The 12,725-nt window shown below is 72.4% G+C and carries 11 protein-coding genes; 5 read left to right on the top strand and 6 right to left on the bottom strand.

The window, feature by feature from the left end; translation table 11 throughout:
• The first annotated feature begins 6 nt into the window (after positions 1-6).
• The 4 genes from LCE31_RS05150 (at position 7) to LCE31_RS05135 (ending at position 2,887) form a co-directional block, all read left to right on the top strand.
• Positions 7-858, top strand: coding sequence for a helix-turn-helix domain-containing protein (locus tag LCE31_RS05150; protein WP_225012768.1), 852 nt, complete (start codon positions 7-9; stop codon positions 856-858).
• Between the two features lie 145 nt (positions 859-1,003).
• Positions 1,004-1,183 carry a hypothetical protein gene (locus LCE31_RS05145; RefSeq protein WP_225012767.1) on the top strand — a complete coding sequence of 60 codons (180 nt, stop codon included), beginning with the start codon at positions 1,004-1,006 and terminating at the stop codon, positions 1,181-1,183.
• A 325-nt stretch (positions 1,184-1,508) separates the two neighbouring features.
• On the top strand, positions 1,509-1,865 hold the full coding sequence (locus LCE31_RS05140) for a PadR family transcriptional regulator (protein ID WP_225012766.1): 357 nt from the start codon (positions 1,509-1,511) through the stop codon (positions 1,863-1,865).
• The gene (locus tag LCE31_RS05135) at positions 1,862-2,887 is read left to right on the top strand and encodes a permease prefix domain 1-containing protein (RefSeq protein ID WP_225012765.1); all 1,026 of its coding nucleotides are present in this window, start codon (positions 1,862-1,864) and stop codon (positions 2,885-2,887) included. Before LCE31_RS05140 ends, LCE31_RS05135 begins: the two co-directional genes overlap by 4 nt.
• A gap of 172 nt (positions 2,888-3,059) precedes the next feature.
• Here the strand turns inward: LCE31_RS05135 and LCE31_RS05130 are convergent, their stop codons facing one another.
• The 3 genes from LCE31_RS05130 to LCE31_RS05120 form a co-directional block, all read right to left on the bottom strand.
• Positions 3,060-4,229, bottom strand: coding sequence for a S1 family peptidase (locus LCE31_RS05130; protein ID WP_225012764.1), 1,170 nt, complete (start codon positions 4,227-4,229; stop codon positions 3,060-3,062).
• A 228-nt stretch (positions 4,230-4,457) separates the two neighbouring features.
• A complete protein-coding gene (locus tag LCE31_RS05125) occupies positions 4,458-6,161 on the bottom strand; it encodes a glycosyltransferase family 2 protein (protein ID WP_225012763.1) in 1,704 nt (567 codons plus the stop codon).
• A complete protein-coding gene (locus LCE31_RS05120) occupies positions 6,155-6,994 on the bottom strand; it encodes a sulfotransferase family protein (protein ID WP_225012762.1) in 840 nt (279 codons plus the stop codon). The genes LCE31_RS05125 and LCE31_RS05120 overlap by 7 nt, the downstream gene beginning before the upstream one ends.
• Positions 6,995-7,598: 604 nt before the next feature.
• Here LCE31_RS05120 and LCE31_RS05115 point away from each other — a divergent pair.
• Positions 7,599-9,539 carry a DoxX family membrane protein gene (locus tag LCE31_RS05115; RefSeq protein ID WP_225012761.1) on the top strand — a complete coding sequence of 647 codons (1,941 nt, stop codon included), beginning with the start codon at positions 7,599-7,601 and terminating at the stop codon, positions 9,537-9,539.
• A 188-nt stretch (positions 9,540-9,727) separates the two neighbouring features.
• Here the strand turns inward: LCE31_RS05115 and LCE31_RS05110 are convergent, their stop codons facing one another.
• From LCE31_RS05110 to LCE31_RS05100, 3 genes are all read right to left on the bottom strand, one after another.
• A complete protein-coding gene (locus LCE31_RS05110; RefSeq protein WP_225012760.1) occupies positions 9,728-10,462 on the bottom strand; it encodes a nucleotidyltransferase family protein in 735 nt (244 codons plus the stop codon).
• Between the two features lie 96 nt (positions 10,463-10,558).
• The gene (locus LCE31_RS05105) at positions 10,559-10,978 is read right to left on the bottom strand and encodes a hypothetical protein (protein ID WP_225012759.1); all 420 of its coding nucleotides are present in this window, start codon (positions 10,976-10,978) and stop codon (positions 10,559-10,561) included.
• A 367-nt stretch (positions 10,979-11,345) separates the two neighbouring features.
• Positions 11,346-12,473 carry an ABC transporter ATP-binding protein gene (locus tag LCE31_RS05100; protein ID WP_225012758.1) on the bottom strand — a complete coding sequence of 376 codons (1,128 nt, stop codon included), beginning with the start codon at positions 12,471-12,473 and terminating at the stop codon, positions 11,346-11,348.
• Between the last annotated feature and the right edge of the window lie 252 nt (positions 12,474-12,725).

The raw sequence follows: 12,725 nt of genomic DNA, 5'->3' as shown, positions 1-12,725 counted from the left end.
CGGCCCGTGTGCTCCTCGGTTTCCAGCGTTCAGCAGGCTCGACAGGCCCTTGGCCGTCGCCTGCGGGAGCTGAGGCTGGACGCGGGCCTGACGGCGCGTGAGCTGGCACGGCGGGCGGGTTGGCACGAGTCGAAGTGCTCCCGGCTGGAGCACGGCCGCGCGTCGCCGTCGGACCAGGACATCAGGGTCTGGGCATCTGTGTGCGGCGCCGAGGACCAGATCCCTGATCTGACGGCGACCGCACGCGGCATAGAGGGCATGTATGTCGAGTGGCGGCGACAGAGTTCCGCGGGGCTTCGGCAGGTGCAGCGTGCGGCCGTCCCGCTGTACGAGAGAACGCGGCGCTTCCGGGTCTACGAACCCGGCGTGGTGCCCGGACTCGTGCAGACAGCGCCGTACGCGCGGGCACTGATGGGGGCCATCGTCGCATTCCAGGGCCTTCCCGACGACACCGACGCGGCCGTCGCCGCCCGTATCGAGCGGCAGAGTGTGCTGCACCACGGTGACCGTACGTTTGCCCTTGTCCTGGAGGAGTCCGCGCTGCGAGCGCGCGTTGCTCCCGCCGAGACAATGGCGGCCCAACTCGGGCATCTCCTCGGTGTGATGGCCAATCCGCGCGTCAGCCTCGGCGTAGTCCCTGCGCACGTGACGCGGACCGTGTGGCCGGTCGAGGGCTTCTGGATCTTCGACGACGAGCGGGTCGTGGTCGAACTGGTGACGGCCGAGGTCACCCTGCAACAGCCCAGCGAAATCAGCCTCTACGCGCGGACGTTCGCCGCACTCGCAGACATCGCCGTCTATGGCGCCGGGGCCCGCGCGCTGATCACCTCCGCGATCGAAGCGCTGGACCACGGCTGATCCGGGCACCCCGCCTGGCGCGCCCTCGCGCCCTCGCGCCCACACCCGCACGTCCCCGCACGGCGTGTGCGGCGACCGGATGACCGCGCGCAAGCACGCGCACATGCGTGGCGAGCGGTCCGTACGGATTCCTAGCGTTGCGGTCGTGGCAGAGACGACGTCCGGCGACGTGGCTCCCTTTCCCGGTTGTGACGTGTGCGCAGCGCTCTTCGAGCAGCGACGCGAGGCGCTCCGTATCGGGGACGCGGCTGTGGCCGCCGACTGCGGCGCCGAACTCGGCCGGCACCGTAACCAGACTCAGGAGCAGGGGAGTTCATTCGTATGACGGTCCGGATGAGAGCAGAGACCTTTGAGACCCGCGTCCCCGACGCGGCGGGCTGGCGCGGTGTTCCTTTCCCGTATCCGGCCGAGGCCGCTTCGGACGGAGGGAAGCACGACGGGGGGCCGATGCCTCCGGAGGCGCCGCGCGATCCCCGGCCGACCGGGGGCGACACCGGCGGCGCGTAGCTCGCACAACACCACGCGGCTGCGCAGCACACCCCGTGCCGTCCGGCTCCGGCCGGGCGGCCCGGCGGCGTATGACGACGTATGGCGACGACGCCACCACGGAGCATGGACGATAGTGTGCGGCGCACAGTATCGTGTGACGCATGGACGACGAATCCGGGATGCTCGACACGCACCGGCAGGAGCTGCGGCGCGGCTCCGTGGTGCTGGCGAGCCTGCTCGCGCTGCGGGAGCCCGGGCACGGCTACGGGCTGCTCGACGTGCTCGCGGGGGCGGGCGTGCCCGTGGCGGCCAACACCCTGTATCCGCTGCTGCGGCGGCTGGAGGGCCAGGGGCTGCTGACGAGCGAGTGGGACACCGGTCAGGCCAGGCCGCGCAAGATCTACCGCACCAGCGAGGACGGCGTCCGGCTGGCGCGGCTGCTGCGGCGCGAGTGGCAGGAGATCGACGCGGCCCTGGAGCGGCTCGATCCGGAACCGATCGAAGGGCGGAAGCCGTGAGTGGCACGCAGACCCTGACCGACCGCTACGTCGCCGCCGTGACGCGACGCGTTTCGGAGAGGCAACGGGCCGACATCGAGCGGGAGTTGCGCGCCGAGATCGGCGACGACGCCGACGCGCGGGCGGAGCGCGGGGCGACGCCGGAAGAGGCCGAGTACGCCGCGCTGGCCGAGCTGGGCGCACCCGCGCGGCTGGCCGCGCGCTACGCGCATCGTTCCCTGGCGCTCGTGGGACCCGAGTCCTTCCCCGACTACGTCCGGGCGCTGCGCGGGCTGTGCCTGACCGTGCTGCCGGTCGTGTACGTGGTGCTCGCCCTCGTCGACGTGGCCCACGGGGAGGACGTGTGGGTGACCGTCTTCCGTCCGCTCGGCACCACACTGACCGTGGCGATGTACCTCGCCGTGGGTGTCACCGCCCTGTTCGCCGCCGTGGACAGGACGGTCGCCGGAGTGCGCGAGGGCGCCGGCGCGGGCGACGCGTGGACGCCGGACCAGCTCCCGCTGATCGAGGTGCGCAGGACCGTGCCCGGCTGGAGCGATGTGATCGGCACGGGCGCCAAGACCGCGCTCGTGATCGCGCTCCTGGTGGCCGAGCGGTGGATCTCGCCGGTCGGTGACGCGGCGGGCCGGCCCGTGCCCGTGATCGCGCCGGCGCTGTGGCACGGCTGGGTGCCGTACTTCCTGTGCCTCGCCGTGCTCGGCGTCGTCCTCCAGGCCGTGAACGCGCGTATCGGCCGGTGGAGTCCGGTGAACGCGGTCCTCGGCACGGTGCTCACCCTCGCCGGTGCCGCCCCGCTCGCCGGGCTGTTCTGGGAGGCGCGGGTGTTCAACCACGCGCTCTCCCACGGTGCCGGGGCGCTCGCGGCACAGGGCAGCTGGGTCTCCTGGCTGGGGATACTGTTCGCGGCGCTGGTCACGGTTGCGCGCCTCACGGAGGCGTGGCGGGGCCGCCCGGACCGTGTGACGGGCGCGTACGTCCCCGACCGAGGGCCGTCGCGGGGGCTTCGATCCGGGGGCCGGTGACGGCGCTGCTCCGGGGCGCGGGAGTTGATGCCGCCCCTGCGGCGGGGCAGGTCTCACGGTGCTGCGGGGCGGTGTCCCGGGACCACGGGGGGCAGGTGTCCCCGGACCGCGGGGCCGTTTCCCGGACCGCGGGGGCGGTGCCGCCGCACCGCCCCCGTGTCGTACCGTTGCCTCAGGCCGACGTCTGGAGCGTCAGGCCGTAGTGGCTCAGGATCGGGTTGATCGGCTGGAAGAAGGACTCGCCGCCGCTGGTGCAGTCGCCCGAGCCGCCCGAGGTGACGCCCTGGGCCTGGTCGCCGCTGATGTACGAGCCGCCCGAGTCCCCGGCTTCGACGCAGACGCTCGTCTGGGTCATCGAATAGACCGCGCCCTGCGCGTAGTTGACCGTGACATTCGTGGCCTGGACGTTGCCGCAGTGCCAGTGCGAGGTGGAGCCGGAACGGCATATCGCGGCGCCGACCGGTGCCGCGGCCGAACCGCGGACCAGCTGGTCGGAGACGGTGCCCCAGCCGAGGACCACCGGCACCGTCCACCAGCCGCTGCCCACGTTCACCCAGGAGTAGTCGTTCCCCGGGAACGTCGACCCCTGGATGTTGCCGATGTACGAGCCGTCCCAGCCGGAGACCGAGGCGCCGGGCTGGCCGCAGTGGCCCGCGCTGACGAACCCGCCGTTGACCGAGAAGCCGATCGAGCAGCGGACGTTGCCCGTGTACCAGGGGTCGCCGCCGACCGTGCCCGCGGCCTTCGTGGCGGGCCTCGCGGCGACGTTCTCCACGGTGACGGGGCCCGTCTTCAGAGCCCGCGAGACGAACGACTGGACATCGTTGTCATTCTTCTGGGACGCGACGACGTCCACCACGACGCGGTTCGTCGCGGGATCGACCCGCCAGCTGCTGACCCCGGCGGGCGCCGAGAGCTTGTCGATGCGGTCCTTGACCGCGTCGAGCTGCCGCGCGGTGTGCTGGACGAGCTTCACGGACGCGCCCGTCGCGCGCACGGCGGCGGCCTTCTTCTCGCTGGTGATCGCGACGGTGAGCGTGCCGCCCGGCTTGGCGATCCAGGCGCCGGCGTACGAGGTTCCCGCGGCGCCGCGCGCCTTGCTCTGGACCGCCGTGGCCTTCTTGTCGGCGGCGAGCCGGGCCGTGGCCTGGCTCTTCGTCAGGCCGAGGTCCTTCTGCATCGCGGAGATCAGGCCGGCGGAGGCCGGAGCCTTGGCGGTGGCCTTCGCGCCGGCGGCGGGTGCCGGCGCGGCCTGGGCCGCGGGTACGGCTCCGGCGGCGGCCCAGGTGCCCGCGAGCAGGAGCGTACTGAGGCCCGTACGGATCAGTGTGGAGCGTCTCATGGGGGATGGCCCTTCTGTGTCCCGGACTGTGGGGGTGGAACAGCTGGTGCCCAAGTGCCGTGATCGGACGGCGACTTGAGCGGAGCGTAGCCAAGGAACAGGGCTTGGTCCATACCGCGGGGAGCGCTTTGTCCGCGGTGCCCCCGTGCACCGGCCGGCCGGAGGGCCGTGCGTCGGCCGGCCGGAGGGCCCGGCCGGGGGGGGCGGGGGGGGCCGGGGCGGGGGCCGCTACCGCCTGCCGCCGCCGCCCGCCAGGCGGCGCGCGCGGCGCTTGACGCGGGCCATGAAGGGGGTGGCCGTGCCCTTCTTGAGCAGGGGCGGGGCGCCGTCGCTCGCGATGCTCAGGAACACCGGCAGCCCTGTGTCCTGCGTCCAGCCGCAGCTGTTGATGCGCGCCTTGAGCTCCCATTGGCCCGCGTTGCGGCCGGAGTTGAGAGTGTCCGGGGCCAGTTTCGCGACGGTGCGGTGGTGCAGGCGGAAGGTGTCGTCCGACACCGGGACGCGGGTGACGGTCATCTCGCCCGGTACGAAGAACTCCTCGCCGCTGCCCCCGTGCCGCCGCGCGACGAGGTCCATCCGGGCGGACCGGACCCGCGCGGTGACATCCAGCACCGCCGGCGGGAGATCACCCACGGGCGGGGTGAGGACGTCCTTGCCCTCCACCGTCCGGAACGTCAGCGGCGCGCCGCCCGGCGCCGTCAACTCGCCCTCCACCGTGATCTCCTGGGCACCGGTGATCCGGGCCGTCGCCTTCGCGCGCACCCCCGACTCCCAGAGCGCGAGGTCCCGTACGGCGTCGAAGCGGTCGGCCTCCACCAGTGCCGCCAGCGCGCGCTGTGCCGCGGGCAGGCCGGCGGCGACGCCCGGCGCGAAGCGCTCGGTCAGGACCGCCCGCACCTCGTGGAAGAAGGACCTGCGCCACTCGTCGGGCGCGGCCAGATGGCGGGCCGACGTGAGCCTGGAGAGCATCTCCACCCGCAGCCACCTGCGGTGCAGCCGGTCCCTGAAGGCGCCGGGCTCCGTGTGCGCGTCCACGATGTCGAGCGCCTCGCGCAGGTTGCCGAAGTAGCCCGCGGGGTCGAAGCGCTGGAACCCCGCGTTCGACGCGTTCGTCAGCGCCACATGGATGTAGCAGACGTAGTCGGACAGGACGGAGACGCGGTTCGCCGCGAAGTACGCGGCCGTGACGAACACATGGTCCTCAAGGCGCCGCTTGCCCTCGGGAAAGCGCAGGCCCTCGTCGAGCAGGAACCGCCGCCGGAACATCTTGTGCGGGGTGAGGCTGTCGATCAGCGGGTCCTTGGCGAGCGTCGCGTCCGGGCGGTTCTTGCGGAACAGCTCGCGCGGCACGTTCCGGCCGCGCCCCGCCATCTTGCCGACGACCACGTCCGCGCCGTTCTCCTCCGCGTACGCGTAGAGGCGTTGCAGGGCCTCGTCGCCGAACCAGTCGTCGTGGTCCGCGAATTGCACGTACGTGCCGCGTGCGAGGCCGATGCCGATGTTGCGGGGCCTGGACGGCCAGCCGGAGTTGGGGATGTGCTCGACCCTGATGTACCCGGGATGCTCCGCGGCCAGCGCGTCGAGACGCGCGCCCGAGCCGTCCGTCGAGCCGTCGTCGACGAAGACCGCCTCCCACGCGCCCGCGGGCATCGTCTGCCGCAGCAGGGACGCGATCAGCTCGTCGATCGCCGCCCCGGGGTTGTAGACGGCGACCACCACCGAGACCTTCACCTCAGAGGGCGCCTCGCCGGAGGCGGTATCGGGCGCGGGATCGCGGTCGGGGCCGGGCGCGGAACCGGGCGCGGGATCGGGGTCCTGGCCGGGCGTCTTCGCGGCTGCCGGACCGGGGGTCGTGCGGGTCTCGTCGGTGGTGCGGGTTCCGTTGGTCGTACGGGGCCCGTCGGTGGTCGGTTCGTTCGGACTGCTCAACATTCGTATCCCCAGCGGCGCGTGACCTCCCTCAAGGAATCCGGCACCTCGTCGGGCCCGGGCAGTTCACGCGCTCGTTGGATCTTGCCCGATTTGATGGTGTCGCTCCAGTCGCCGATGTAGGCCTGGAACGGGCCGTGCTCCTGTTTTCCGTACTCCAGCATGCCCTCGTTCCACTCCACCCCGAGAAAGGCGCAGATCTCGCGGGTGACGTCGATCGGGTGTTCGGTCAACTCCTCGTAGCGCACGGTGAGTCCCGGCAGCCGGCCCCGTGCCTCGTCGACCGCGTCCACGTACCGCTTCACCTCGGCGACGGTCTGTGCCGGCTGCCGGCCGGGCCGTCCGTTCATCAGTGAGCTGACCATCGAGGCCGGGTGGCGCAGCAGGAACAGGTAACGGGCGTCCGGCCAGGCCTCGTGCAGCCTGGGCCAGATCAGCGCGTTGCCCGGCGTCTTGTCGACGATCAGTTCCTTGCCGCTGTGGGCCAGCTCGCGGTGGAGGACCCGGTCCCACAGCAGGTGTTCGAGCTCCTCGCTGTCGAGGCCGAGCTGCCGCATCGCCTTCTGGGTGTAGTCCTTGGTCTGCCGGACCTCCAGGGTCCGCAGGTGCATCTCGTGCGGCGCGCGGATCTGCGGGTGGCTGTTGAGGATCACCCGCAGCAGCGTCGAGCCCGACCGTACCGACGACATCACGAACACGGGCGAGGGTACGAGCCGTTGGCCCTTGGGCGCCGGGGCCGCCGGAACGGGCCGGCCCGCGGCCCGCGCTCTCACCCGGCCGAGGGCGCGGCGGGCGGTACGGGCGGCGGCCCGCATTCCGGTACGGCTGGCAGGCATGGTGCGCACATCCTTCACAAAGCACGGTTCGGCACATGGTTCGACCTGGGAAGGCGTCGGCGGCGGTGTCACTGTCCGCCTCGGCGTCGGGCGGGCGTCGGCGCCGCCCGGCCGGCCCGGCGGTGTCCGGGCGGCACTCGGGCAGCGGCCCGGCCCTGCCCGGGCAGCGCCCGGTCTCGTCCCCGGCGCCGCCCGACCCCGTCCGGCATCGCTCCGGGGTCCCCCGGACCGGCCCGAACGCCCCTCCGTCTCACGTGATTTCTATGCCGTGATTCTGAGAGCGCCCTCACGAGCGCACGCACACGATGTGAGAATTACGTGAGAACCGGAGGAGGCAGGCAACCGATCAGCCGCTCCGTCCATCGCTGTGCGGACCCTGTGGCCGGGACCGCTGACGCCGCGGGAGGCCCGTACGGCCGGGGGAGGTCGACGGGGCCGCTGAAACTCAGCGGCTGAACGCGGTGGCTGAACGCGGGGCTGGATGCGGGGCCGAACGCGGGGCTGGATGCGGCGGCTGAACGCGGCGGCGAGGGAATGATCTTGACGGGTCTCGGACATTTCCCGCATGTCAAGGCAGTGTCCTAAACACAGGTCACTCGGTTAGATGAGTGTGGACACCAGAACGCCCCGGTCCGGGTTCGACGATCAACCGCCCCTGAGCATGCTCAAGGTGGACAGCGATCCCGCGCAGGTCATCGTGAATCACGCGAGCTTCCGCGTGAAGCTCGCGACGCCCAGCCGCCCGGCTCCGCGCCGTGCGGCCGCGCAGCGCGGCGCACCGGTCGGAGCGGGAGTCGGCGACACCGCGCGCATCCCGGCGGTCCGCGACGCGAACGCGCCGCGCGGCACGGGCGCCGGGCGTCGCAGGGCGCCCGTCGTGTGGAGCGGCAGATCGGAGCCGGGCGACCCCGCCGCGAGCGGTCTGCTCCGGGCCGTACGCAACTCCGGCGCGACCACCGCGCGCGGCGGTGCCCCGGTCGTGGGCGGCGGGTTCGAGGGCCCGCGCTCGTACGACACCCGGCCGTACGACACCCGCTCGTACGACGCGGGTGCCACGCAGGTCATCCCGCGCGTCCAGGTCGACGGCGACAACACCGTGCAGACCCCGGTGGCCGGGGGCCGCGGCCGGGGCAACGGGCCGCTGCTTCCTCCCATGCGGCAGGCCGTCGGCGCGTACGACGCCCCGGCGGCGCCCGTCGCGCCCGGTGGCCAGGGAGACGGTCACGGCAGCCCGTACGACCGGGACGGCGGCCGCCGGTACGGCCGCGACGGCCTCCACGAGCGCGACGACCGCGACGAGCTCCATGGCTCCGACGACCTGTACAGCCAGGACGGCGTGCCCGGGGACGACGACGAGACCGGCGCGTACGACCTCACGCCCGACGAGGAGCTGACCGACACCGGCTCCCGGCGGCGTGTGCGGACCGCCGGGAGCGAGACGGCGGTGCGCCACGCGTACTTCCCCGGCCGCCGGATGAACCTCGGTGTGGTGCTGCTCCCGCTGCGCGTCTTCCTCGGCCTCATCTCCGTGTACGCGGGCATGGGCAAGCTGTGCGACCCCGTCTACTTCGACGGCGGCGAGCGCGGCTCCATGGTCAAGTGGCTGACCTCGCTGCACCCGTGGGCACTCGCGGAACCGCTGCGCGAGTTCGCGCTCTCCCACCCGGTCGGCTCCGGCCTGAGCGTGGCGTTCCTCCAGATCGTCGCCGGGGTGCTGACCGCGCTCGGGCTCTGGCAGCGTGTCGCCGCCTCGCTCGGCGCGCTGCTGTCGGCGGCCCTGCTGGTCACGGTCAGCTGGAAGACCGTCCCCGCGTACGACGCACCCGACTTCATCTACCTGGCCGCCTGGTCCCCGCTGATCATCGCGGGAGCGCCCGTCTACTCCGTGGACGGCAAGCTGGCAGGCGACGCGTGGCGCAGGCTCGGCCCGCGCTCCAGCCTGCTGGACCTGCGCCGCTACGTGCTGCGGCGGGGCACGGTGGTCGCGAGCGTGGTCATCGGCCTGACCCTGCTGGTGGGTTCGGTGCTCGGCGGCGCGGTCCGCTCGTCGGGCGTGGTCACCGTTCCCGGCCCCAACCACGATCCCGTGAACCAGCTCCCCGGCGAGCCGATGCCGCAGAACTCCGCGAACCGCGCCAGTGCCTCGGGGACCCCCGGCACGAGCGGGCACGGCAAGGGAGCCACGCACAGCCAGGAGCCGTCCGCCGGCCACTCCGGGGGCCCGGCCGCGTCCGGCCACTCCGCCCCCGGCACCCCGGGCGCCACCACCGAGACGGGCGGCGGCACCGGTACGGGCGCCACGCTGGGCGGCGTACCCACACACAGCGGAAGCGGCGGCGGTACGCAGGCCACGTCGGGTGCGACGCACCAGCAGGCGCCGCCCGCGACGGGCGGCCAGAACGTCGCACCGTCCACGAGCGGTTCAGCGAGCGCCGGTTCCTCGTCCTCAGGCGGCCAGGAGTCGTCGGGCAGCGGCGAGGGCGGCGACGCGTCGGGCGGCTCGTCCTCCGGCGGCGGAAACCCCATCGGCGGCCTGCTCGGCTGACGGGCGGCGACCGGCGGCGTCTGCTCGGCCGACGGGCGGCGTCGGGGGGCGTGGGCTGCGTCGTCGGGCGGAAGTGGGACGCCGAAGGGGCGTCGGGACGGCACCAGCGGCCGGCTCGACGCCCCTTCTGCGCGGACGATGCGGCTTGTGTGAACCACGCAAGCCGGGCGGTGCGGGCGGTCCGTGCGCTACGCGGGCGGCAGTGTGGTTCCCGCCGCGAGTTCCTTCGCCGCCTGGGTCAGGTCCTTCGCGGTGTCGATGGCGCGCCAGTACGCGCCCTGCGGCAACGGGAAGCCCGCCAGGCGCCGTTCACGGGCCAGGCGGGGGAAGGTGGTGCGTTCGTGGTCGCCGCGGTCCGGCAGCAGTGCGGTGAAGTCCGAGGAGAACACGTACACACCGGCGTTGATCAGATAGGGCGAGGGCGGCGCCTCGATGAAGTCGAGGACGTGCCCGAACTCGTCGGTCTCCACGGCTCCCCAGGGGATGCGGGGCCGGGCCAGGGCGAGTGTCGCCGTCGCGTCGCGCTCCCCGTGGAACGCCGCCATCTCGCGCAGCGAGAACCGCGTCCAGATGTCGCCGTTCGTCGCGTACCAGGGCTTGTGGGCGTCGGGCAGATGCGCCGCAGCGTGCTTGAGGCCGCCGCCACGCCCCAGGGGCTCCGACTCCACCACCGTCGTGACCCGCAACGGCAGTTGCGCCGCCGCCGACTCCAGCCACTCCTGGAGGACCTCGGCGAGATGGCCGCAGGACACGACGGCGTCCGTCACGCCCTCCGCGGCGAGCCAGGACAGCTGATGGCCGATGATCGGGGTCCCCGTCCCGGGGATCTCGACCATCGGCTTCGGGCGGTCGTCGGTGTACGGGCGCAGCCGGGACCCCTGGCCGCCCGCCAGTACGACCGCCTGCGTCGGAAACGTATGCATGGCGTGCACCCTATGCGGGACGGCGCGGCGAACACCGCCGAGGATGCGGGAGGCCGGGGGACCCGGGGGCAGGGGTTTCTGCCGGGCCCGTACGGATCAGCTGCCGGCCGCCTGCTGCGAGACGCCGTACGCGAACGACGTGTCGCACACGGGCCGTGAGAACGACTGCGCGCGCGTGGGGCCGTAGTGCTGGACCGCGGCGCGGCCGAGGGCCCGCGCGATCGACATGCAGTGCTTGGCGAGCGAGGGGCGCGCCTCGACCTCGCGCTGGAGGTGCGTGAGGGCGATGCCCGGGTCCTTCTCCTGAAGCTCCACGAGGAGCTTGTCCCGGAGGATGTCCTGGGGCGTACGGGACTTGGCAGGAGCCGACGCGGTCTCCGAGGAGGCCGTCAGGGCCTGCGTCCCGGGCGTCGTCGCCCAGGGGACACGGGCCACCGCGAGGGTCCCGGACAGCACCAGGACGACGGGCAGTACGAATGCGAGAGTTCGGCCGATACGCCGCGCTGAGTGGGTCACGAGGGCGAGCGTAGCGGCCGGTAGTGATATGGCGACATTTAGTCACCCGCGTGAGGGATGGTTCGAAGGGTTTTTTCGAATCCCGTGTTGACGGGGGCCGTTCGCGGGCGGCCCGTACCGGCGTACGTCACGCGGAACCCGTAGCCCCCCGGCACCGCCGGTGCCCCTCCCACGGCGCGGACACACGTGTGGCCCCGTACCCGCGAAGAGGTACGGGGCCACACGGCCACTGCTGTCGGAGGCGATCCGGCTCCTGTCGGACGCGATCCCGCTCCTGCCGGAGGCGATCCCGCCCGTGTCGGACGCGGTCGGAGCGATTCCGCGAGGGTCTCGCCGTCGCGCGGCCGGTCTCGCGCCGCGCTGCGCGTCAGTCGCTGAGGCGCTCGCCCGTCGAGGTGGAGAAGACGTGGGACTCGCCCGCGCGCGGCACGACGTTGAGGGTCGCGCCCTTCTCCGGCACCGCGCGGCTGTTGCCGCGGATGACCAGGTCGCGGCGCTCGCCGCCGACCTCGATCGTGCCGAAGATGAAGGCGTCGGCGCCGGTCTCCTCGACCACGTTGACGGTGACTTCAAGGCCGGGGGCCGTGTCCTTGCTCAGCGTCTTCGCGTCGGAGTCCGCGCCGGTGCTGATGTCGAAGTGCTCGGGGCGGACGCCCACGGTCACGGTCTTGTCGCCCTTGTCGGCCGCGGCCTTCAGCGCGTCGCGGTTCACCGGGACGACGCTGTTGCCGAACTTCACGCCGCCGTCCGTGATGGGGACCTCGATGAGGTTCATCGCGGGGGAGCCGATGAAGCCGGCGACGAAGAGGTTGGCCGGGCGGTCGTACATGTTGCGCGGCGAGTCGACCTGCTGGAGCAGACCGTCCTTGAGGACCGCGACGCGGTCGCCCATGGTCATGGCCTCGACCTGGTCGTGCGTGACGTAGACCGTGGTGATGCCGAGACGGCGCTGGAGCGACGCGATCTGCGTACGGGTGGAGACGCGCAGCTTGGCGTCGAGGTTCGACAGCGGCTCGTCCATGAGGAAGACCTGCGGCTCACGGACGATCGCGCGGCCCATCGCGACACGCTGCCGCTGACCGCCGGAGAGCGCCTTCGGCTTGCGGTCCAGGTACTCGGAGAGGTCGAGGATCTTCGCGGCTTCCTCGACCTTCGCCCGGATCTCGGTCTTGTTCACGCCGGCGATCTTCAGGGCGAAGCCCATGTTGTCGGCGACGGACATGTGCGGGTAGAGCGCGTAGTTCTGGAACACCATGGCGATGTCCCGGTCCTTCGGCGGGAGGTGCGTGACGTCGCGCTCACCGATGCGGATCGCGCCGTCGTTGACGTCCTCAAGGCCCGCGAGCATGCGGAGCGAGGTCGACTTGCCACAGCCGGAGGGACCGACGAGGACGAGGAACTCGCCGTCCGCGATGTCGATGTTGAGCTGGTCAACGGCGGGCTTGGTGCCACCCGGGTATATGCGGGTCGCCTTGTCGAACGTGACAGTAGCCATGGCAAACATGTCCCTTCACCGGCAGGAACGTGCCGGACGATCCGAGTAAAGGAATGGATCTTCCACGATCGAGTGGAAGAGAGGTCTCGTCCACCTGGGTGAACTGGAGGTGACGGTACCCGGCGTTTCTTGATCTGTCAGTAGTCGGGGACCACCGAGTTTTTCCGCCGTATTTCCAGCTCGGCACTCCGCGGGGACCGCGCCAGGCGGCTGCGAAGGGCTCGCGGGGGCTCGCGATGGCTCCGGGGGAGC

Source organism: Streptomyces sp. 8L (genome assembly GCF_020176795.1).
In the GTDB taxonomy this organism is placed as follows: domain Bacteria; phylum Actinomycetota; class Actinomycetes; order Streptomycetales; family Streptomycetaceae; genus Streptomyces.
Note: the sequence above shows the minus strand (reverse complement) of the source record. Positions and strands in the feature narration are given on the sequence as shown.

Excerpts from the sequence above, each read along its gene's own strand:
- LCE31_RS05140 (WP_225012766.1), top strand. The coding sequence starts at position 1,509 with ATGGACGACGAATCCGGGATGCTCGACACGCACCGGCAGGAGCTGCGG.
- LCE31_RS05130 (WP_225012764.1), bottom strand. The coding sequence starts at position 4,229 with ATGAGACGCTCCACACTGATCCGTACGGGCCTCAGTACGCTCCTGCTC.
- LCE31_RS05125 (WP_225012763.1), bottom strand. The coding sequence starts at position 6,161 with ATGTTGAGCAGTCCGAACGAACCGACCACCGACGGGCCCCGTACGACC.
- LCE31_RS05120 (WP_225012762.1), bottom strand. The coding sequence starts at position 6,994 with ATGCCTGCCAGCCGTACCGGAATGCGGGCCGCCGCCCGTACCGCCCGC.
- LCE31_RS05115 (WP_225012761.1), top strand. The coding sequence starts at position 7,599 with ATGAGTGTGGACACCAGAACGCCCCGGTCCGGGTTCGACGATCAACCG.
- LCE31_RS05110 (WP_225012760.1), bottom strand. The coding sequence starts at position 10,462 with ATGCATACGTTTCCGACGCAGGCGGTCGTACTGGCGGGCGGCCAGGGG.
- LCE31_RS05100 (WP_225012758.1), bottom strand. The coding sequence starts at position 12,473 with ATGGCTACTGTCACGTTCGACAAGGCGACCCGCATATACCCGGGTGGC.